The 17,934-nt window shown below is 72.0% G+C and carries 18 protein-coding genes and 1 pseudogene; 7 read left to right on the top strand and 12 right to left on the bottom strand.

Going from position 1 to position 17,934, the window contains the following annotated elements; all coding sequences use genetic code 11:
* The first annotated feature begins 44 nt into the window (after positions 1-44).
* Entirely contained in the window at positions 45-1,079 is a 1,035-nt protein-coding gene (gene tdh / locus CR938_RS08140; protein ID WP_211365204.1) for an L-threonine 3-dehydrogenase, read from the top strand.
* 72 nt (positions 1,080-1,151) lie between these two features.
* On the opposite strand, the gene CR938_RS08135 is transcribed toward tdh, so the two are convergent.
* The 7 genes from CR938_RS08135 to CR938_RS14630 form a co-directional block, all read right to left on the bottom strand.
* A complete protein-coding gene (locus CR938_RS08135) occupies positions 1,152-1,844 on the bottom strand; it encodes a TorF family putative porin (protein ID WP_162124529.1) in 693 nt (230 codons plus the stop codon).
* A gap of 111 nt (positions 1,845-1,955) precedes the next feature.
* The gene (locus CR938_RS08130) at positions 1,956-3,002 is read right to left on the bottom strand and encodes a sulfate/molybdate ABC transporter ATP-binding protein (RefSeq protein ID WP_162124528.1); all 1,047 of its coding nucleotides are present in this window, start codon (positions 3,000-3,002) and stop codon (positions 1,956-1,958) included.
* A gap of 9 nt (positions 3,003-3,011) precedes the next feature.
* Entirely contained in the window at positions 3,012-3,929 is a 918-nt protein-coding gene (gene cysW / locus CR938_RS08125) for a sulfate ABC transporter permease subunit CysW (RefSeq protein WP_425502426.1), read from the bottom strand.
* Between the two features lie 55 nt (positions 3,930-3,984).
* Entirely contained in the window at positions 3,985-4,863 is an 879-nt protein-coding gene (gene cysT / locus CR938_RS08120) for a sulfate ABC transporter permease subunit CysT (RefSeq protein ID WP_162124527.1), read from the bottom strand.
* Between the two features lie 57 nt (positions 4,864-4,920).
* The gene (locus CR938_RS08115) at positions 4,921-5,940 is read right to left on the bottom strand and encodes a sulfate ABC transporter substrate-binding protein (protein ID WP_162124526.1); all 1,020 of its coding nucleotides are present in this window, start codon (positions 5,938-5,940) and stop codon (positions 4,921-4,923) included.
* Between the two features lie 32 nt (positions 5,941-5,972).
* Positions 5,973-7,025: an OprO/OprP family phosphate-selective porin gene (locus CR938_RS08110; RefSeq protein ID WP_246191019.1), complete on the bottom strand. Its 1,053-nt coding sequence runs from the start codon at positions 7,023-7,025 to the stop codon at positions 5,973-5,975.
* A gap of 93 nt (positions 7,026-7,118) precedes the next feature.
* Entirely contained in the window at positions 7,119-7,412 is a 294-nt protein-coding gene (locus tag CR938_RS14630; RefSeq protein ID WP_246191018.1) for a hypothetical protein, read from the bottom strand.
* Between the two features lie 169 nt (positions 7,413-7,581).
* Here CR938_RS14630 and kbl point away from each other — a divergent pair, with 169 nt between their 5' ends.
* Positions 7,582-8,781, top strand: a complete 1,200-nt coding sequence (gene kbl, locus CR938_RS08105) for a glycine C-acetyltransferase (RefSeq protein ID WP_162124525.1) — start codon at positions 7,582-7,584, stop codon at positions 8,779-8,781.
* A 3-nt stretch (positions 8,782-8,784) separates the two neighbouring features.
* Here kbl and CR938_RS08100 read toward each other — a convergent pair whose 3' ends face one another.
* From CR938_RS08100 to CR938_RS08085, 4 genes and pseudogenes are all read right to left on the bottom strand, one after another.
* A complete protein-coding gene (locus CR938_RS08100) occupies positions 8,785-9,087 on the bottom strand; it encodes a hypothetical protein (protein ID WP_162124524.1) in 303 nt (100 codons plus the stop codon).
* Positions 9,088-9,156: 69 nt separating this feature from the next.
* Positions 9,157-9,966, bottom strand: coding sequence for a pseudouridine synthase (locus tag CR938_RS08095; protein ID WP_162124523.1), 810 nt, complete (start codon positions 9,964-9,966; stop codon positions 9,157-9,159).
* Between the two features lie 8 nt (positions 9,967-9,974).
* Positions 9,975-10,184, bottom strand: a pseudogene (locus CR938_RS14855) (hypothetical protein); the annotation flags it as partial.
* 316 nt (positions 10,185-10,500) lie between these two features.
* Positions 10,501-11,610, bottom strand: coding sequence for an OmpA family protein (locus CR938_RS08085; protein WP_162124521.1), 1,110 nt, complete (start codon positions 11,608-11,610; stop codon positions 10,501-10,503).
* 288 nt (positions 11,611-11,898) lie between these two features.
* On the opposite strand from CR938_RS08085, the gene CR938_RS08080 reads away from it, so the two are divergent.
* From CR938_RS08080 to CR938_RS08060, 5 genes are all read left to right on the top strand, one after another.
* Positions 11,899-12,684 (top strand): DODA-type extradiol aromatic ring-opening family dioxygenase, encoded by a 786-nt coding sequence (locus CR938_RS08080; protein ID WP_162124520.1) that lies wholly within the window; start codon positions 11,899-11,901, stop codon positions 12,682-12,684.
* A 54-nt stretch (positions 12,685-12,738) separates the two neighbouring features.
* Positions 12,739-13,764 (top strand): zinc-binding alcohol dehydrogenase family protein, encoded by a 1,026-nt coding sequence (locus tag CR938_RS08075; RefSeq protein ID WP_162124519.1) that lies wholly within the window; start codon positions 12,739-12,741, stop codon positions 13,762-13,764.
* Between the two features lie 69 nt (positions 13,765-13,833).
* The gene (locus tag CR938_RS08070; protein WP_162124518.1) at positions 13,834-15,876 is read left to right on the top strand and encodes an NADPH-dependent 2,4-dienoyl-CoA reductase; all 2,043 of its coding nucleotides are present in this window, start codon (positions 13,834-13,836) and stop codon (positions 15,874-15,876) included.
* Positions 15,877-16,144: 268 nt separating this feature from the next.
* A complete protein-coding gene (locus CR938_RS08065) occupies positions 16,145-16,618 on the top strand; it encodes a cell wall hydrolase (protein WP_162124517.1) in 474 nt (157 codons plus the stop codon).
* Positions 16,619-16,726: 108 nt separating this feature from the next.
* The gene (locus tag CR938_RS08060; protein WP_162124516.1) at positions 16,727-17,338 is read left to right on the top strand and encodes a glutathione S-transferase family protein; all 612 of its coding nucleotides are present in this window, start codon (positions 16,727-16,729) and stop codon (positions 17,336-17,338) included.
* Between the two features lie 42 nt (positions 17,339-17,380).
* Here CR938_RS08060 and CR938_RS08055 read toward each other — a convergent pair whose 3' ends face one another.
* Positions 17,381-17,926, bottom strand: a complete 546-nt coding sequence (locus tag CR938_RS08055; protein ID WP_162124515.1) for a hypothetical protein — start codon at positions 17,924-17,926, stop codon at positions 17,381-17,383.
* Positions 17,927-17,934 lie beyond the last annotated feature (8 nt).

Below are 17,934 nucleotides of genomic sequence, written 5' to 3'. Positions count from 1 at the left end.
ACCGGCAACCTATAATGCGCACCTTTCCCCATCGAGGTCGGAACATGACCCGGACCATGAAGGCGCTGGTCAAGCGCGAGCCCGCCAAGGGCATCTGGATGGAAGAGGTGCCCGTCCCCGCGCCGGGCCCGAACGAGGTGCTGATCAAGGTCGAGAAGACCGCCATCTGCGGCACCGACCTGCACATCTACCTGTGGGACGAGTGGAGCCAGCGCACCATCCGGCCGGGCCTGGTGATCGGCCACGAGTTCGTCGGCCGCATCGCCGAGCTGGGCCCGGGCGTGACCGGCTACCGGATCGGCCAGCGCGTCTCGGCCGAGGGCCACATCGTCTGCGGCCACTGCCGCAACTGCCGCGGCGGCCGCCCGCACCTGTGTCCGCACACGGTGGGCATCGGCGTCAACCGCGACGGCGCCTTCGCCGAGTACATCGTCATGCCGGCCTCCAACCTGTGGCCGATCCCGGACCCGATCCCGAGCGAGCTGGCCGCCTTCTTCGACCCGTACGGCAACGCCGCGCACTGCGCACTGGAGTTCGACGTGGTCGGCGAGGACGTGCTGATCACCGGCGCCGGCCCGATCGGCATTATCGCCGCCGGCATCTGCAAGCACATCGGCGCGCGCAACGTGGTCGTCACCGACGTCAACGACTACCGCCTGAAGCTGGCCGCCGACATGGGCGCCACCCGCGTGGTCAACGTGGCCAACACCTCGCTCAGGGACGTGATGGCCGACCTGCACATGGAAGGCTTCGACGTGGGCCTGGAGATGAGCGGCAACCCGCGCGCCTTCAACGACATGCTCGAGTGCATGTACCACGGCGGCAAGATCGCGCTGCTGGGCATCCTGCCCAAGGGCGCCGGCGTGGACTGGGACCGGATCATCTTCAAGGGCCTGACCGTGCAGGGCATCTACGGCCGCAAGATGTACGAGACCTGGTACAAGATGACCCAGCTGGTGCTGTCCGGCTTCCCGCTGGGCAAGGTGCTGACCCACCAGCTGCCGATCGACGAGTTCCAGCAGGGCTTCGACCTGATGGAACAGGGCAAGGCGGGCAAGGTCGTGCTCAGCTGGACCTGAGCAGGCTCCCGGCCCCGGACACGGAAAAGGCGCCGCAAGGCGCCTTTTCCGTTGCCCTGGCGGACGATGCCGTCACTGGCCGATGCTGAGGCTCAGCACCAGGCGGTTGTCGGCCAGCTCGCCGAAGATGTCACGGCCGTTGCCGTCGGTGCCGATGTAGGCCAGCGAGGCGGTGAGCAGGCCCCAGCTGCGGCTGACGCCGATGCTCCAGTCGGTGTAGTCCTCGCTGTAGTCCTTCTCGAACATGCTGCGGCCCACGCTCAGGTCGAGGCTGAAGTCCTGCGGCAGCGGGAAGCTGGCGCCCGCGGCCACGTACCAGGCGTCGGTGTCGCTGCCGCCGAAGTCGTCGCTGTAGGCGACGGTCAGCGAGTAGGTGTCGGCGAAGGTGGTGGTGGTGATCAGCTCGTTGAAGTTCAGCTCGCCCGCGTCCGGGTAGCTGTAGCGGTTGAGCATGATGTCGAAGTTGACCGACTCGCCGAGGTCGACGTTGTAGCCGATGAAGCCGTCCACCTCGTAGCTCGGGTCGCCGGGTCCGAAGTCCACGCCCGAGGCCCAGACACCGGCATACAGGCCGACCGGCGAGGTGTAGGTGATGCCCACCTGCCCGGTGGGGTTCTCGTCGCTCTGCGAGGTGCCGCGCCAGACGTAGTCGGAAACCGCGGTGACCTCCCAGGAGAACGGCGACCCGCCATCCTGGGCGGAAGCGGCGAAGGGCACGGTGGAAAACACGACGGCGAGCGGAAGGGCGAGCTTGAGGCGCTTCATCCTGGTTCTCCTGGTGGCTGGGGGGCACGCGGGCGTGGCCGGGCATCCGTCACGCTTTACGGATAGTTAACCCCTCCGTCTACCGCATTGCAACATTTCCCCGCCCTGCCCTCAGGCACTGGCGAAGGCCCCATAGCGCACCGGCACCAGCCCCAGGCGGCTGCCCGGCGGGTGCGCCCCAGCGGCGTCCACCGGCAGCTCCACCTCCACCTCCTGCCCCTGCCCGCCGCCCAGGCGGGCCCGCACCCGCAGCCGCGGGCCGCTGCGCTGGGCGCCCACCACCACCGCCTCCCAGCCGCCCTCGCCGGGGCGCAGGTCCTCCGGGCGCACGTACACGTCCACCTCGCCCTCCTCCCCGGCCGGCAGGCCCCCGGTGGCCGGCAGGGCCAGGCCCTCGACCTCGATGCGGCCGCCGGCACGGCGCCCGCGCAGGCGGTTGACCGCGCCCACGAAGGGGGACACGAACGGGGGGGCCGGACGGGCGTAGACCTCCGCCGGGGTGGCCAGCTGCTCGATGCGGCCGCCGTTGAGGATGGCCACCCGGTCGGCCAGCTCCAGCGCCTCCTCCTGGTCGTGGGTCACGAACACGGTGGTCAGGCCGGTCTGCACGTGCAACTGGCGCAGCCAGGCGCGCAGGTCGCGCCGCACCTGGGCATCGAGCGCGCCGAACGGCTCGTCCAGCAGCAGCACCCGCGGCTCGATCGCCAGCGCGCGCGCCAGGGCCACGCGCTGGCGCTGGCCGCCGGACAGCTGTGCCGGGTAGCGCCCGCCCAGCCCCTGCAGCTGCACCAGCGACAGCAGCTCCTCCACCCGCGCGGCGATCCTCGCCGCCGGCCAGCGGTCGCGGCCGCGCCGCACCTTCAGGCCGAAGGCGATGTTCTCGGCCACGGTCATGTGCCTGAACAGGGCGTAATGCTGGAACACGAAGCCCACCCGCCGCTCCTGCACGCGCAGCCGCGAGGCGTCCTCGCCGCCGAACAGGATCCGCCCGGCATCGGCGTGCTCCAGGCCTGCGATCACCCGCAGCAGGGTGGTCTTGCCCGAGCCGGACGGCCCCAGCAGCGCCAGCAGCTCGCCCTCGCGGATCTCCAGGTTGATGTCCTCCAGCGCGGCGAAGCCGCCGAAGCGCTTGTGCAGGTTCTCGATGGTGATCTTCATGGCGGACCCTCAGTGGCGGTGGCCGGCGGCCAGCGATTCGCCGTGGCGCCATTCCAGCCAGGTCTTGAGCACCAGGGTGACCAGCGCGCTGAGCGCCAGCAGCGAGGCCACCGCGAAGGCGGCGCTGTAGGCGTACTCGTTGTAGAGGATCTCCACGTGCAGCGGCAGGGTGTTGGTGCGGCCGCGGATGTGCCCGGAGACCACCGACACCGCGCCGAACTCGCCCATGGCGCGTGCGCCGCACAGCAGCACGCCGTACAGCAGGCCCCAGCGGATGTTGGGCAGGGTCACCCGCCAGAATGCCTGCCAGCCGCTGGCGCCCAGGCTCAGCGCGGCCAGCTCCTCGTCGGCGCCCTGCTGCTCCATCAGCGGCATCAGCTCGCGGGCGATGAACGGGAAGGTCACGAACACCGTGGCCAGGACGATGCCCGGCAGCGCGAACACCACCTTCGGCAGCTGCAGGTGCACCTGCCCCAGCAGCGGCAACGCCAGGTCCACGCCCTCGTCGATCAGCGGCCAGGCCCAGCCGTGCGCGCCGAAGACCAGGATGAACACCAGGCCGGCCACCACCGGCGAGACCGCGAACGGCAGGTCGATCAGGCTCACCAGCAGGCGCTTGCCGGGGAATTCGTGGCGGGCCACCAGCCAGGCCGCGGCCACGCCGAACACCAGGTTCAGCGGCACCACGATCGCGGTCACCAGCAGGGTCAGGCGGATCGCGGCCAGCGCGTCCGGCTCGCTGACCGCGGCCCAGAACGCGGCCGCGCCGTTGCGCAGCGCCTCGATGAACACCAGCACCAGCGGCAGCAGCAGGAACGCCACCAGGAAGCCCACCGCGCCGAGGATGAGCAGCGCCTGCACCCAGCGCGGCTCGCTGGTCGGCGACAGCGGCCGGGCGCGGACGGCGGCGGCGGGCTCGGTCGGCATCAACCCGTGGGGCTCCATCACCAGGACGCCCCGCACGTTACCATCCGGCGCCATCTCAGCGCCTCCCCCGGCCGCCGGCCAGGCGTGCCTGCAGCGTGTTGATCACCAGCAGCAGGGCGAAGGACAGCAGCAGCATGGCCACGGCGATGGCGGTGGCGCCGGCGTAGTCGAATTCCTCCAGCTTGATGGTGATCAGCAGCGGCGCGATCTCCGACACCTGCGGGATGTTGCCGGCGATGAAGATCACCGAGCCGTACTCGCCCACGCCGCGGGCGAAGGCCAGGGCGAAGCCGGCCAGCACCGCCGGCCACACCGCCGGCAGCACCACCTTCCACACCGTGTGCCAGCGCCCGGCGCCGAGGGTGGCCGCGGCCTCCTCCAGCTCGCGCTCGCTCTCGGCCAGCACCGGCTGCACCACCCGCACCACGAACGGCAGACCGATGAACACCAGCGCCACGGTGATGCCCAGCGGGGTGTAGGCCACCTGGATGCCGGCGACCTCGAACCAGCGCCCCAGCCAGCCGTTGGGGCCGTACAGCGCGGTCAGGGCGATGCCGGCCACCGCGGTGGGCAGGGCGAACGGCAGGTCGATCATGGCGTCGAACAGGCGCCGCCCGGGGAAGCGGTAGCGCACCAGCACCCAGGCCACCAGCGTGCCCATCGCCGCGTTGAACGCGGCCGCGGCCAGTGCCGTGCCGAAGCTGACCTTCAGCGCCGCCAGCACCCGCGGTTCGGTCCAGATCCGCCACAGCTCGCCCCAGCCCAGCCCGGCCGCGTGCACGAACACGCCGGCCAGCGGGATCAGCACGATCAGGCCCAGCCAGGTGAGCGTGTAGCCCAGGCTCAGGCCGAAGCCGGGCAGCACGCGGCGGCGGCGCCCCGGGACCGGGACGCCGCGTGGAGGCGGGGCGAAGGTTCGGGGAAGGCTGGACATCGTCATCCTCCTGCTGTGCCACGGCCGCCGCGCCGGCGCAAGGGCCGGGCCGCGCGGCTACCGGCGCGCGGCCTGCAGGATGCGGTCGAACTCGCCGCCGTCGGCGAAGTGCCGCCGGTGCGCCTCGGCCCAGGAGCCGAACGCGCCCTCGATGGTCACCAGCTCCACCTTCGGGAAGCGGGCCACGTCCTCCGGATCGGCGTGCTGCGGGTAGCGCGGGCGGTAGTAGTTCTTCGCCGCGATGCGCTGCCCTTCCGGCGAATACAGGTACTCCAGATAGGCCTGGGCGAGCTCGCGGGTGCCGCGCCGGTCCACGTTGCGGTCCACCACCGCCACCGGCGGCTCGGCCAGGATGGACAGCGAGGGCACGACGATGTCGAACTTGTCCGGGCCCACCTCCTCGATGGACAGGAAGGCCTCGTTCTCCCAGGCCAGCAGCACGTCGCCGATGCCGCGCTGGACGAAGGTGGTGGTGGCGCCGCGCGCGCCGGTGTCCAGCACCGGCACGTTGCGGAACAGCGCGACCATGAAGTTGCGCACCTTGTCCTGGTCGCCCTTGAAGATCCTCTCGGCGAAGGCCCACGCCGCCAGGTAGTTCCAGCGCGCCCCGCCCGAGGTCTTGGGGTTGGGCGTGATGACCTTGACGTTGGAGCGCAGCAGGTCCGGCCAGTCGCGGATGTTCTTGGGGTTGCCCTTGCGCACCAGGAACACGATGGTCGAGGTGTACGGGGCGCTGTTCTCCGGCAGGCGCTTCTGCCAGTCGCGGGCGATCAGCCCGCGCTGGGCGATGGAGTCGATGTCGTAGGCCAGCGCCAGGGTGACCACGTCGGCCTCCAGGCCGTCGATCACCGCCCGCGCCTGCTTGCCGGAGCCGCCGTGCGAGGCCTCCAGCTCCGGCTTCTGCCCCCGGGTCTGCTGCCAGTGGCGGGCGAAGGCGGCGTTGAATTCGCGGTACAGCTCGCGGGTCGGGTCGTAGGAGACGTTGAGCAGCTTCGCGTCCCTGGCCAGGGCGCCCGCGCCCAGGGTCAGGCCGAAGGCCACGGCCAGCGCCGGGAGGAGTCGTCGGAGGGTCTTCATGGGTCAGCTCCGTTGCGGGAGTATGGGTGGGATCAGAATGCGACCTGAAGCCGCGTGAAGACGGCCTTCTCGTCCGCACGGTCGGCGCCGCCGGCGGCGCCGCCCTCGAAGCCGGTGTGCAGGTAGTTCACCACCAGTTTCAGGTTGCTGTTGAGATACCAGTTCACACCCGCGGTCCAGCCCGCGGCGCGGCGCGCCGACGCATCCGGATCGGCGAACACCGGGAATGCGGCCTGGTCCACCTCCAGACGGCCGTAGCGGGCCACGAGTTCCCAGGCGCCCCACCCGCCCCGGCCGGGGGCGAACGGACGCGAAGGCCGCGCCACGCCGCGGTAGCCGGCGTCCTCGCCGGTCAGTACCCAGCTCAGCGTGGCCTGCCAGGCGGTGGCCTCGACCTCGGCCGCGGCCGCATCCAGGCGCACTTCCTGGCGGGAGGACGCATACTCGGCCTGCAGGCCGAACGGGCCGCGGTGGAACCAGGCCTGCGGCGACCAGCGCCGGCGCCGGCCGTCGCCCTCCACCCCGGCACGGTAGGCGAAGAAGGTCTGCTGCCCGGGCGTGCGGTAGCGTGGCAGCAGGTTGCCGGCGCCGCGCGCATCGCCGGTGCTGGCGCCGATGCCGAAGCCCAGGCCGGCCCAGAAGCCGCCGCTGCCCTTGAGCGGCTCCAGGAACAGGCGGCCGGCGTACTCGAACTCGTCGTCCGGGTTGGTGGTGGCCGCGTCGCGCCCGTCCACCGCGCCGTTGAACACGCCCAGCGCGTAGGACAGCCGGCCGCCGGCCGCTTCGCCCTGCAGCTGCACGCCGATGTCGCGGTTGGGCAGCAGCTCGGACGCCAGCGCACGCTCGACGGCGGCCAGCGAGGACGAGGACTGCAGCCGCTCCAGGCCCACCGGCGAGGTGAACTTGCCCACGCGCACGGTGGCCGCCGGCGAGAACCTCAGGTCGGCGTAGGCGTCCACGATGCTGGCGCTGTCGCCGGCGAACTCCGGGGTGAAGCGGAAGCCGATCCAGCGGCCCAGGGTGCCCTCCAGGGTCGGCCGCGCGGTGCGCAGCAGGAAGGTGTCGTTGGCCCCCCGCGCCGCCACCGAAGAAGCGGCCGTCGCCCTGGAGCAGGCCGCGGATGCGGATCTCGTGGTCGCCGTCGCCCGAACGCAGCGCGGCGCCCTTGTCGGACACGCTCACCACCGCCGCCTCCCGCCCCGGTCCTGGCGTGCCTCCTCCTGCAGCGCCAGGTTGCGCTCCAGCGCGCGCAGGCGCCGATCGAGCGCCTGCAGGTCCAGCGGCTGGCCGTCCGCGTCGGTGGAGGCGGCGCCGTAGCGCTGCTCCAGCGCCTGCAGGCGGCGCGCCAGCTCCTCGAGGGTCGGGCCGGTCTGCGTCTGCGCCAGGGCCGGCGCGGACAGGACCAGGGCGATGGCGCCGACCAGCCGGGCGCGGGCCGGGAGGACGGTACGGGCGGCAATGCGATCGTGCATGGGATCACCTGTGGGGATGCGACCGTTCGCAGGGCGCATCGTCCCTATTCAGTCCGGTCCCGGGAAATGAATATCACGCCGGTCCTTATGGCATGCATGCATGACGCAAGGCCCGGCGGTGCCGGCGCCGGTAGAATTCCCGCCTTTCCCGTTCCAAGGCACCGCGCCCATGTCCCAATCCGCCATCGCCCGCTACGCCGCCCAGCTCGAGGCGCTGCGCGCCCAAGGCCTGTTCAAGTCCGAGCGCGTGATCATCAGCCCGCAGTCGGCCGAGATCGAACTGGCCGACGGCCGCAGGGTGCTCAACTTCTGCGCCAACAACTACCTGGGCCTGGCCGACCACCCGGACATCATCGCCGCGGCCAAGGAGGCCCTGGACAGCCACGGCTTCGGCATGGCCTCGGTGCGCTTCATCTGCGGCACCCAGGACCTGCACAAGCAGCTGGAAGAGAAGATCGCCCGCTTCTTCGGCACCGAGGACACCATCCTCTACGCGGCCTGCTTCGACGCCAACGGCGGCCTGTTCGAGCCGCTGCTGGACGAGAACGACGCCATCATCAGCGACGCGCTCAACCACGCCTCGATCATCGACGGCGTGCGCCTGTGCAAGGCCAGGCGCTACCGCTACGCCAACTGCGACATGGCCGACCTGGAGCGGCAGCTGCAACAGGCCCGCGCCGACGGCGCGCGCACCATCCTGATCACCACCGACGGCGTGTTCTCGATGGACGGCTTCATCGCCCCGCTGGACGAGATCACCGCCCTGGCGCGCAAGTACGACGCGCTGGTGCACATCGACGAATGCCACGCCACCGGCTTCCTCGGCGCCACCGGCCGCGGCTCGGCCGAGGTCAAGGGCGTGCTGGAGAAGATCGACATCTTCACCGGCACCCTGGGCAAGGCCATGGGCGGCGCGCTGGGCGGCTTCACCACCGCGCGCCGCGAGATCATCGAGCTGCTGCGCCAGCGCTCGCGCCCGTACCTGTTCTCCAACTCGCTGCCGCCGCCCGTGGTGGCAGCCGGCATCAAGGCCTTCGAGATGCTGGAGTCGGCCGACGGGCTGCGCGCGCGCCTGCAGGAGAACACCGCCTACTTCCGCCAGCGCATGGCCGCCGCCGGCTTCGACCTCAAGCCCGGCGTGCACCCGATCTGCCCGGTGATGCTGTACGACGCGCCGCTGGCGCAGCGCTTCGCCGAGCGCCTGCTCGAGGAAGGCATCTACGCCATCGGCTTCTTCTACCCGGTGGTGCCGCAGGGCCAGGCGCGCATCCGCACGCAGATGAGCGCGGCCCACACCCGCGAGCACCTGGACCGCGCGATCGACGCCTTCACCCGCATCGGCCGCGAGCTGGGCGTGATCGGCGGCTGAGCCTCAGTTGTTGCGCTGTTCGTCGCGCCCGTCGGCCTTGGTGTCGGCGGGCGCCTGCCCCGGCTTGCCGGTGGCGATGCGGATGCCGCGGGCCTTCATCCAGGCCTCGAATTCGTCGGCGTTCATCTGCCGCCCCTGTTGCTGCATGTCGAAGCGGTAGTCGAGCGGATTCTCGCTGCGGACGATGACGACCTCCGGGGCCGGCGCCGGTTCGGCGGGCGCGGAGGCGGTATCGCGGGGCGTTTTGCCCGCGCAGGCGGACAGGGCGAGGACGAGCAGCGGCAGGGTCAGGCGCAGGGTTTTCATCGCAACTCCTGGATCAGGCGCGGGAAGGATGCACACCCGGTCGTCGCCATGGCGTGGCGACGGCGGGGTTCATGCCGCCGGCATCCCTGCCGCGGTGGCCGGCGCCAGGGCATCGCGCTCGGCCGGGTCCAGCATGCGCCACTGCCCCTTGCCAAGCGAGCCCAGCCCCACCGGACCGATGGCCACGCGCACCAGGCGCAGCACGGACAGGTCGAATGCGGCCAGCAGCCGGCGGATCTGCCGGTTGCGTCCCTCGTCGAGCACGATTTCCAGCCAGGCATTGCGGGTGCCGCTGCGCAGGACGGTCGCCGAGACCGCACGCAACCACTCGCCATCGTCCTCGACGCCGGAGCGTAGCGCCTGCAGCAGGGACTCGTCGGGGATGGCGTCGACCTGGACGTGGTAGGTCTTGTCGGGGCCGCTGTCAGGATCCAGCACGCGCGCGGCCCAGGTCGGGTCGTTGCTGAAGAGCAGCAGGCCTTCGCTGGCGCGGTCGAGGCGGCCGACCGGGGCCAGCCATGGCAAGCCGCTGCCGTCGAGGCAGCGGTAGACCGTATCCCGGCCCTGCTCGTCGCGGGCCGTGGTCACCAGGCCGCGCGGCTTGTTGAGCGCCAGGTAGATGCGTTCGGGCCCGGCCGGGACCTGGCCGTCGACCAGGACCCCGCGCAACCCGTCGCGCATGGGGTATTCGGGATCGAGGACGACCCGGCCATCGACCTGCACCCGCCCGGCCTGGATCCAGCGCGTGGCCTCGGTACGTGAGCACAGCCCGGCCTTGGACAGGACGCGGGCCAGGCCATGGCGAACGCCGGACCGGGGAGACCCTGGTCCGGCGCTGTTCGGTTGGCGCGGTTGGCGCGACCGGCGGTGCGCGCCCATCGCGATCCTCAGTCCTTGGCGGGCGCCGTCGATGCGTCGGCGGTCGCGGTGCCGCCGGCTGCGGTCGCCGGGGTCGCCGGACCACGGGCCACGCGCACGCCGCGGGCCTTCATCCAGGCGTCGAACTCGTCGGCGGTCATGCGCTTGCCGTCCTGGCTCATGTCGAAGCGCCAGGGGGTGTTGTCGTGCTCGGTCTGCGGCTTGTAGGTGGCCGGATCCGCGTTGGCGGCGGTGGCCCCGCAGCCCTTCTTGCCGTTGTCGCAAGCGGCGGCAGCCATGGCGGCCATGGGAGCGAGGGTGATGCAGAACAGGCCAGCGGCGATGAGGTTACGCATGGTGGAACTCCCCTGAAGACGGGGCGAGTGTATGCACGGCGTGCAGGCCGATTCAAGAAGATTCTTAGGGGATGCCGCCAAACCGCCAACGGTTCGGCAGAATTCCGGCCGCGGGCCCGGCCACCCCGGCCGGCGCCGGCAAAAAGAAAGGCCCGGCTTGCGCCGGGCCCTTCCATTACTGCTTGCCTTGGTCCGGAACTCAGTTCTGGACGTTCAGCTCGGTGCGGCGGTTCTTCGCGCGGCCTTCCGGATTGTCCGAGCCATCCGGGTTGGTGTTCGGCGCGATCGGACGGCTCTCGCCGTAGCCGTTCGGGCCGACCAGGCGCGAGGCGTCGATGCCGTTGCTGACCAGGTAGTCATACACGGCCTTGGCACGGCGCTCCGACAGCTTCTGGTTGTACTCGTCGGTACCCTTGGAGTCGGTGTGGCCGGCCACCTCGACGCGCAGGTCCGGATAGCGCTTCAGGATCTCCACGGCCTCGTTCAGGATGGCCACGGCGTCCGGACGCAGGGTCGCCTTGTCGAAGTCGAAGTTCACGCCCTTCAGGTCGATCGAGACCGGCACCGGGCAGCCGTCCGGACCGATGGCCTGGCCGGCCTGCGAACCCGGGCACTTGTCGTCGCAGTTGTTGACGCCGTCGCCGTCGTCATCCAGGTCGGCGCAGCTCGGGGCGACCGGAGCCGGGGCCGGCGGCGGGGCGGCGACCGGAGCCGGGCCCAGCGGGATCACGACGCCGACCGAAGCCAGCAGGTCGCCGAACCAGTCCTCGTCGTTGCCGGCGCGGGTCGGGTTGACGCTCTGGTCATCGAAGTCGGCGCGGTAGGCCAGCTCGGTACGCACGGCCACACGGTTGTCGAAGGTGGTCTGCAGGCCGACGCCGACCTTGGCGGCGGCGTTGCCGTCCTTGCGCTGGCCCGGCGAGTTCGGGCTCGGGGTCGCGTCGAACTCCTCCTCCGACCGCTGGTAGCCGATGCCGAACAGCACGTACGGGTTCCAGCCGCGGCCTTCCTGGATGAAGTGGCGGCGGAAGTCGATCGACAGGCCGTACTGGCTCCAGTTCAGGTCGCTGTTGCCGTCGAACGACGGGTTCTGGTAGTTCAGCTCGCCGTCAATCGACCAGTTCGGGCTGACGAACTTGCCCAGACCAATGGTGCCGAACGGGGCGTCATCGGTGCCACGCTCGCTGTCCTGGAAGTTGAAGCCGGCCGAGCCGGTCAGGTACCAGCGATCGTCGAACTCCTGCGCGGAAGCGGCCTGCGCCACGGCCAGGCCGCCCAGCAGCGCAGCGGTCAGAAGTTTCATTTTCATCTCATGCTCCTTGATGATCCGGGGATGAAAAAACGAGTGCCCTCAGGTTTTCCCGTTTCAGATATCCCGCCAGTGACGGGACATCCCTGACGGCCGTTCTGCACGTCGTCGCGCCGAAGCCTAGGTGCGATGAAGTGAAGGCGGCGTTGACAACAACATAACATGTGAAGCCGAACCCGGGCCGGGAAAGCGTGCCCCTGTTCACGTTCTGTCAGGGTGCCATGTGCACAACGCTCCATCGCGCCGGACGCCCTTCTGCCTCTCCGGACCGGTCCCGATGCTGGCGCCATGGACGCCCCCCTCCCCGCCCTGTTCCTGTCCCACGGCTCGCCGATGCTGGCCGTGCAGGATTCCCCCACCGGCCGCTTCCTCGATGGCCTGGCCCGGCACCTGCCCGGACCACGCGCGGTGCTGGTGGCCTCCGCCCATTTCAACGCGCCCGGCCCGGTGGTGACCGCCGCGGAGCGGCCGGCCACGGTGCACGACTTCGGGGGATTTCCCCCGGCCCTGTACGCCCTGGAATATCCGGCCGCCGGCGACCCGGCCCTGGCCGCGGCCGTGGCCGGCCGCCTGCGCGATGCCGGCTTCGACGCCCGCACCGATCCGGAGGCGGGCCTGGACCACGGCGTGTGGGTGCCGCTGCGGCGCATGTACCCGGAGGCGGACCTGCCGGTGCTGGCCCTGTCGGTGGACCCGTGGCGCGACGCGGCCTGGCACTACCGGGGCGGCCAGGCCCTGGCCCCGCTGCGGAAGGCGGGCGTGCTGGTGGTCGGCTCGGGCAGCTTCTCGCACAACCTCCGCGCCCTCGACGGGCGGCCCGGCGCGCCGGTGCCGGACTGGGTGGAGGCCTTCACCGCGGCCCTGCGCCGGCGCCTGCTGGAGGGCGACGTGGCCGGCGCGCTGGACTGGACCGCGCTGCCGGCCGCGCGTCTCAACCACCCCACGCCCGAGCACCTGCTGCCGCTGTTCGTGGCCCTGGGCGCCGGCTGCGGCGCCCCGGCCGGACTGCTGCACGAGGACGTGGAGCTGGGCGCGCTGGCGCTGGACGCCTACGCCTTCGGCCTGCACGCCTGACCGACACGGGCGCGCCGGTATGATGGCTCCTCTCCCCGGAGCCAGGAGGCAAGCGTGAAGGCCATCGGATTCACCCGCTACCTGCCCGTCGAAGACCCCGAATCGCTCCTGGACCTGGAACTGCCGCGTCCGGAACCGGCCGGCCAGGATCTGCTGGGGCGGGTGGAGGCGGTTTCGGTCACCCCCGTGGACCCCAAGCTGCGCGCGCCCGCGCCGGGACGCGCGCCGGGGCCGCAGCCGCGCATCCTCGGCTTCGACGCGGCCGGCGTGGTCGAGGCGGTGGGGCCGGAGGTGACCATGTTCCAGCCCGGCGACGAGGTCTACTACGCCGGCGACGTCACCCGCCCCGGCAGCAACGCCCAGTACCAGCTGGTGGACGAGCGCCTGGTGGCGGCCAAGCCCATCACCCTGGACTTCGCCGAGGCGGCGGCACTGCCGCTGACCGCACTCACCGCCTGGGAGCTGCTGTTCGAGCGCATGCCCTACCGCTTCGACGGCGACAACGCCGGCCGGCGCCTGCTGGTGATCGCCGGCGCGGGCGGGGTCGGCTCCATGGCCATCCAGCTGGCACGGCGGGCCGGCTTCACCGTGGTGGCCACCGCCTCGCGCCCGGAGAGCGTGGACTGGTGCCGGCGCATGGGCGCGCACGAGGTGATCGACCATCGCCAGCCGCTGGGCCCGCAGCTGCAGGCCTTGGGCATGGAAGCGGTGGAGGCGGCGGTCAACTTCGCCGACACCGACCGCTACTGGGACACGCTGGGCGAGCTGCTGGCACCGCAGGGCCATGTCGGCCTGATCGTGGAGCCGGCCGGGCCACTGCGGATCGGCGACCCGTACAAGGCCAAGTCCATCGGCATCCACTGGGAGTTCATGTTCACCCGCTCGCGCTTCCGCACCGCGGACATGGCCTGCCAGCACCGCATCCTGTCCCGGGTGGCCAGCCTGGTGGAGGCCGGCGAGTTGCGGACCACCGTGTCGGAGACGCTGGGACCGATCACCGCGGCCAACCTGCGCGAGGCGCACCGCCGCCTGGAGTCCGGCCGCACCGTCGGCAAGCTGGTCCTGGCCGGCTGGCCGTAACCGGCCGGCTTGCCGCCGCGCCGGTTTCGCGGCAGGCTGCACGGCGTTCTCCGTACGCCAGCGTATCCCATGCAGACCCCCGCCGAGACCGCCACGCCCTACCCGCATCTGTTCGCCCCGCTGGACCTGGGCTTCACCACCCTGCGCAACCGGGTGCTGATGGGCTCGATGCACACGGGGCTGGAGGACCGCGCCCGCGACTTCCCGAAGCTGGCGGCCTACTTCGCCGAACGCGCCGCCGGCGGTGTCGGCCTGATCGTCACCGGCGGCTTCGCCCCCAACGTCGCCGGCTGGCTGGCCCCGTTCGGCGGCAAGCTGGCCTGGCCCTGGGAGACGGCCCGGCACCGCCAGGTCACCCGTGCCGTGCACGAGCACGGGGCCAGGATCTGCCTGCAGCTGCTGCACGCCGGCCGCTACGGCTACCACCCGCTGGTGGTGGCCCCGTCCCGGATCAGGTCGCCGATCAGCCCGTTCACCCCGCGCGCCCTGTCCGCCCGCGGCGTGGAGCGGCAGATCGCCGCCTTCGCCAGCGCCGCCGCACGGGCGCGCGAGGCCGGCTACGACGGCGTGGAAGTGATGGGCTCGGAGGGCTACCTGATCAACCAGTTCACCGCCCCGCGCACCAACCGCCGGCAGGACGCCTGGGGTGGCGACGCGGAGCGGCGGATGCGCTTCGCCGTGGAGATCGTGCGCCGGGTGCGCGAGGCCTGCGGACCGGACTTCATCCTCATCTACCGCCTGTCCCTGCTGGACCTGGTCGAGGACGGCAACACCTGGGACGAGATCGTGGCCCAGGCCAAGGCGGTGGAGGCCGCCGGCGCCACGATCATCAATTCCGGCATCGGCTGGCACGAGGCGCGGGTGCCGACCATCGCCACGCCGGTGCCGCGCGCGGCCTTCGCCGGGGTGACGGCGCGGCTGAAGCCGCACGTGCGCCTGCCGCTGGTGGCGGTCAACCGCATCAACATGCCGGAGGTGGCCGAGGCCATCCTCGCCTCCGGCCAGGCCGACATGGTCTCGCTGGCCCGGCCGCTGCTGGCCGACCCGCAGTGGCCGGCCAAGGCCCGCGCCGGCCGCACCGAGGCCATCAACACCTGCATCGCCTGCAACCAGGCCTGTCTGGACCACATCTTCGCCGGCAAGCGCGCCAGCTGCCTGGTCAACCCGCGCGCCTGCGCCGAGACCGAGCTCGACTACCTGCCGGCCACCCGGCGCAAGCGCATCGCCGTGGTCGGTGCCGGTCCGGCCGGCCTGGCCTGCGCCACCGTGGCCGCGCAGCGCGGCCACGCCGTGACCCTGTTCGAAGCCGCCGCCGAGATCGGCGGCCAGTTCAACCTGGCCCGGCGCATCCCCGGCAAGGAGGAGTTCAACGAGACCCTGCGCTACTTCCGCCACCGCCTGGAGGAGACCGGGGTGGAGCTGCGCCTGGGCACCGAGGCCGGCCCGGCGCAGCTGGCCGGCTTCGACGAGATCGTCCTGGCCACCGGCGTGGTCCCGCGCCGCGTGGACTTCCCCGGCGCCGACCCCCCCAGCGTGGTCGGCTACACCGACGTGCTGACCGGCAAGGTCCGCCCCGGCGCGCGGGTGGCCATCATCGGCGCCGGCGGCATCGGCTTCGACGTGGCCGAGTTCCTGGTCCAGGAGGGCCCCTCGCCGAGCCTGGACCCGGCCCGCTGGATGGCCGAGTGGGGCGTGGACCCGACCTCGTCCCGCCGCGGCGGCCTGATCCCGGCCCGGCCGGAGCCGCCAGCCCGCCAGCTCTGGCTGCTGCAGCGCAGCCCCGGCCAGCCCGGCCGGCGCCTGGGCAAGCCCACCGGCTGGATCCACCGGGCCACGCTCAAGGCCAAGGGCGTGCGCATGCTCGGCGGCGTGGAGTACCTGGGCGTGGACGAGGAGGGCCTGCACGTACGGGTGGACGGGGCCGAGCAGTGCCTGCCCGCGCAGACGGTGGTGGTCTGCGCCGGCCAGGAGCCGAACCGCGGGCTGGAGGCGCGCCTGCGCGAGGCCGGCATCGCCGTCCCGGGGCACCGGGTCGGCGGCGCGGACGTGGCTGCGGAACTGGATGCCAAGCGGGCGATCGACCAGGGCACGCGCCTGGCGGCGCGCCTGTAGGCTCCGCGGAACGTGATCTCCGTCACACCTGACGGGACGCGGCAGGGGCCGATTGTCAAGCCCGGGCGTTCAGGACCGGTTCGGAAGAGCGCCCCTATCGTGCGCGCCACTTTCCGGCCCGCCCCCTTGGGCAGGTCGCCGGCCCCTTCCGCCGGCACAGGCAGCACGCCGGCTGCCTCCCCATGACGCCCCGCGGGTGTGGGCGCTTTCCCTCCGGCCCCCGGCCGGCGGGTGCCCCGCCCGCGAAGACGGAGCAAGGAGAACCCGCATGAAACTGGCCTGGATCCTCTGGCTGTCGCAGCTCCTGCCACAGCCGGCTGCCGACTCCCTGTGCCTGAGCACCACCGTGTACCTGGAAGCCCGCGACCAGAGCCTGCGCGGCCAGCAGGCCGTGGCCGAGGTGGCCCTGCGCCGGCGCGACAGCGGCCTGTGGGGCGAGTCCGTGTGCGACGTGGTGACCGCCCGCAAGCAGTTCGCCCCGACCCTGGTCTCGCCGAACACCCGCCTGCGCAACCTGGACGCCTGGAACCGTTCGGTGGACGTGGCCCTGCGCGCCGAGCGCAACTGGGCCCTGCCGGTCGGCCAGCGCGTGGAGATCGTACCCGGCGCCAGCCACTTCGCCGCCCATGCCATCGCCAGCCCGAGCTGGGCCAACGCCTACCAGGTGGCCACCATCGGCGACCACACCTTCTACAAGGTCCAGTCGCTGCGCCCGCGCCCGCGCGGCCAGCAGCAGTCCTGAGCCCCGCCCCGGCGCGCCGGGCGCCGGGGATTTGCCGTCGCACGGCGGCTCTGGGATAGTTCCGCGCCTTCCGCCCGCAAGGGCATCCGAGAGATGCGGACACTCATTATGAAGCTCTACACCAAGCCCGGCGCCTGCTCGACGGCCATCCACATCGACCTGTGCTGGACGGGCGCCCCCTACCAGTTCCAGATCATGGACGCCGAGGGGCTGAAGTCCCCGGAATTCCGCGCGATCAATCCCGCCGGCTCGGTGCCGGTGCTGGTGGACGGGGACTTCGTCCTGACCCAGAACGCCGCCATCGCCGGCTACATCGCCGACCGCCATCCGCAGGCCGGCCTGGCCGGCGACGGCAGCGCGCGCCAGCGCGCCGAGGCCACGCGCTGGCTGTCCTTCGTCAATTCCGACCTGCACCCGGCATTCAAGCCGCTGTTCGTCCCGGCGGCGTTCATCGAGGATGCCGCCCAGCACGAGGCGCTGCGGGCCACCGCCAGGCGCCGCCTGCGCGGTCTGTTCGAGACCGCCGACGCCCGCCTGGCCGACCGCCAGTGGCTGGCCGGCTTCCGCAGCTTCGCCGATCCCTACTTGTTCGTGACCCTGCTGTGGGCCGGCCGGGTGGGCGTGGACCTGGCCGGCCTGGAGCACCTGGCTGCCTTCCGCGAGCGCATGCAGGCCGATGCCGGCGTGCAGCAGGCCCTGCGGGCCGAAGGCCTGCTCTGACCTCCATCCTGGCCGCGGGGGCGGGGCAGCCGCCCGCCACGCTCAGGCGGCGGTGTCCGCCGCCTCTTCAGGCTCGAGTGAGCGTTCCCAATCCGAAGCGAAGGTTTCGCCCTTGACCTTGGCCAGGGCCTGCCGGATCTCGGGCAGCAGGGCGCGCAGGCCGGCCTCGTCCTCGGCCCGCTCCACCTTCAGCTGCAGGAAGTAGCCGCGCAGGCCCAGGTGGGCCCGGATGGCGTCGCTCAGCCGCTGGTAGAGGAAGCCGAACCGGTCCCCCGGGGCCGCGCCCTGCGCGTCCGTGCCGACCGGCGCGGATGGAGCCGCGGGCGGGCGGCCGGGGGCCACCGCCCGGGCCAGAGCCGCCGGGTCGAACCCGGTCGGCACCGGCTCGATCAGCCCCTCGGCCAGCAGCCGCTCGATGGCATCGGCCGGGGCACGGACCCCAGCGATGACCTCCTTCAGTTCGGAGACGGGCCGCTGCCCGTCCACCATGAGCAGGACGGTCCGCAGGGCCGGCGGCAACCGCCGGCCGCGATCGCGGATCTCCTCCCGCCCGGCCTCTGTCTTGCGGAAGACGTCCCCGTCGCGCATAGCCTCCC

The organism is Pseudoxanthomonas taiwanensis (assembly GCF_010093135.1).
Taxonomy (GTDB): Bacteria; Pseudomonadota; Gammaproteobacteria; order Xanthomonadales; family Xanthomonadaceae; genus Pseudoxanthomonas; species Pseudoxanthomonas taiwanensis.
This window is presented reverse-complemented; position numbering and strand designations above follow the sequence as displayed.

Coding starts and splice junctions, on each gene's coding strand:
- tdh (WP_211365204.1), top strand. CDS start 45: ATGACCCGGACCATGAAGGCGCTGGTCAAGCGCGAGCCCGCCAAGGGC.
- CR938_RS08135 (WP_162124529.1), bottom strand. CDS start 1,844: ATGAAGCGCCTCAAGCTCGCCCTTCCGCTCGCCGTCGTGTTTTCCACC.
- CR938_RS08130 (WP_162124528.1), bottom strand. CDS start 3,002: ATGAAGATCACCATCGAGAACCTGCACAAGCGCTTCGGCGGCTTCGCC.
- cysW (WP_425502426.1), bottom strand. CDS start 3,929: ATGCCGACCGAGCCCGCCGCCGCCGTCCGCGCCCGGCCGCTGTCGCCG.
- cysT (WP_162124527.1), bottom strand. CDS start 4,863: ATGTCCAGCCTTCCCCGAACCTTCGCCCCGCCTCCACGCGGCGTCCCG.
- CR938_RS08115 (WP_162124526.1), bottom strand. CDS start 5,940: ATGAAGACCCTCCGACGACTCCTCCCGGCGCTGGCCGTGGCCTTCGGC.
- CR938_RS14630 (WP_246191018.1), bottom strand. CDS start 7,412: ATGCACGATCGCATTGCCGCCCGTACCGTCCTCCCGGCCCGCGCCCGG.
- kbl (WP_162124525.1), top strand. CDS start 7,582: ATGTCCCAATCCGCCATCGCCCGCTACGCCGCCCAGCTCGAGGCGCTG.
- CR938_RS08100 (WP_162124524.1), bottom strand. CDS start 9,087: ATGAAAACCCTGCGCCTGACCCTGCCGCTGCTCGTCCTCGCCCTGTCC.
- CR938_RS08095 (WP_162124523.1), bottom strand. CDS start 9,966: ATGGGCGCGCACCGCCGGTCGCGCCAACCGCGCCAACCGAACAGCGCC.
- CR938_RS08085 (WP_162124521.1), bottom strand. CDS start 11,610: ATGAAAATGAAACTTCTGACCGCTGCGCTGCTGGGCGGCCTGGCCGTG.
- CR938_RS08080 (WP_162124520.1), top strand. CDS start 11,899: ATGGACGCCCCCCTCCCCGCCCTGTTCCTGTCCCACGGCTCGCCGATG.
- CR938_RS08070 (WP_162124518.1), top strand. CDS start 13,834: ATGCAGACCCCCGCCGAGACCGCCACGCCCTACCCGCATCTGTTCGCC.
- CR938_RS08065 (WP_162124517.1), top strand. CDS start 16,145: ATGAAACTGGCCTGGATCCTCTGGCTGTCGCAGCTCCTGCCACAGCCG.
- CR938_RS08060 (WP_162124516.1), top strand. CDS start 16,727: ATGAAGCTCTACACCAAGCCCGGCGCCTGCTCGACGGCCATCCACATC.
- CR938_RS08055 (WP_162124515.1), bottom strand. CDS start 17,926: ATGCGCGACGGGGACGTCTTCCGCAAGACAGAGGCCGGGCGGGAGGAG.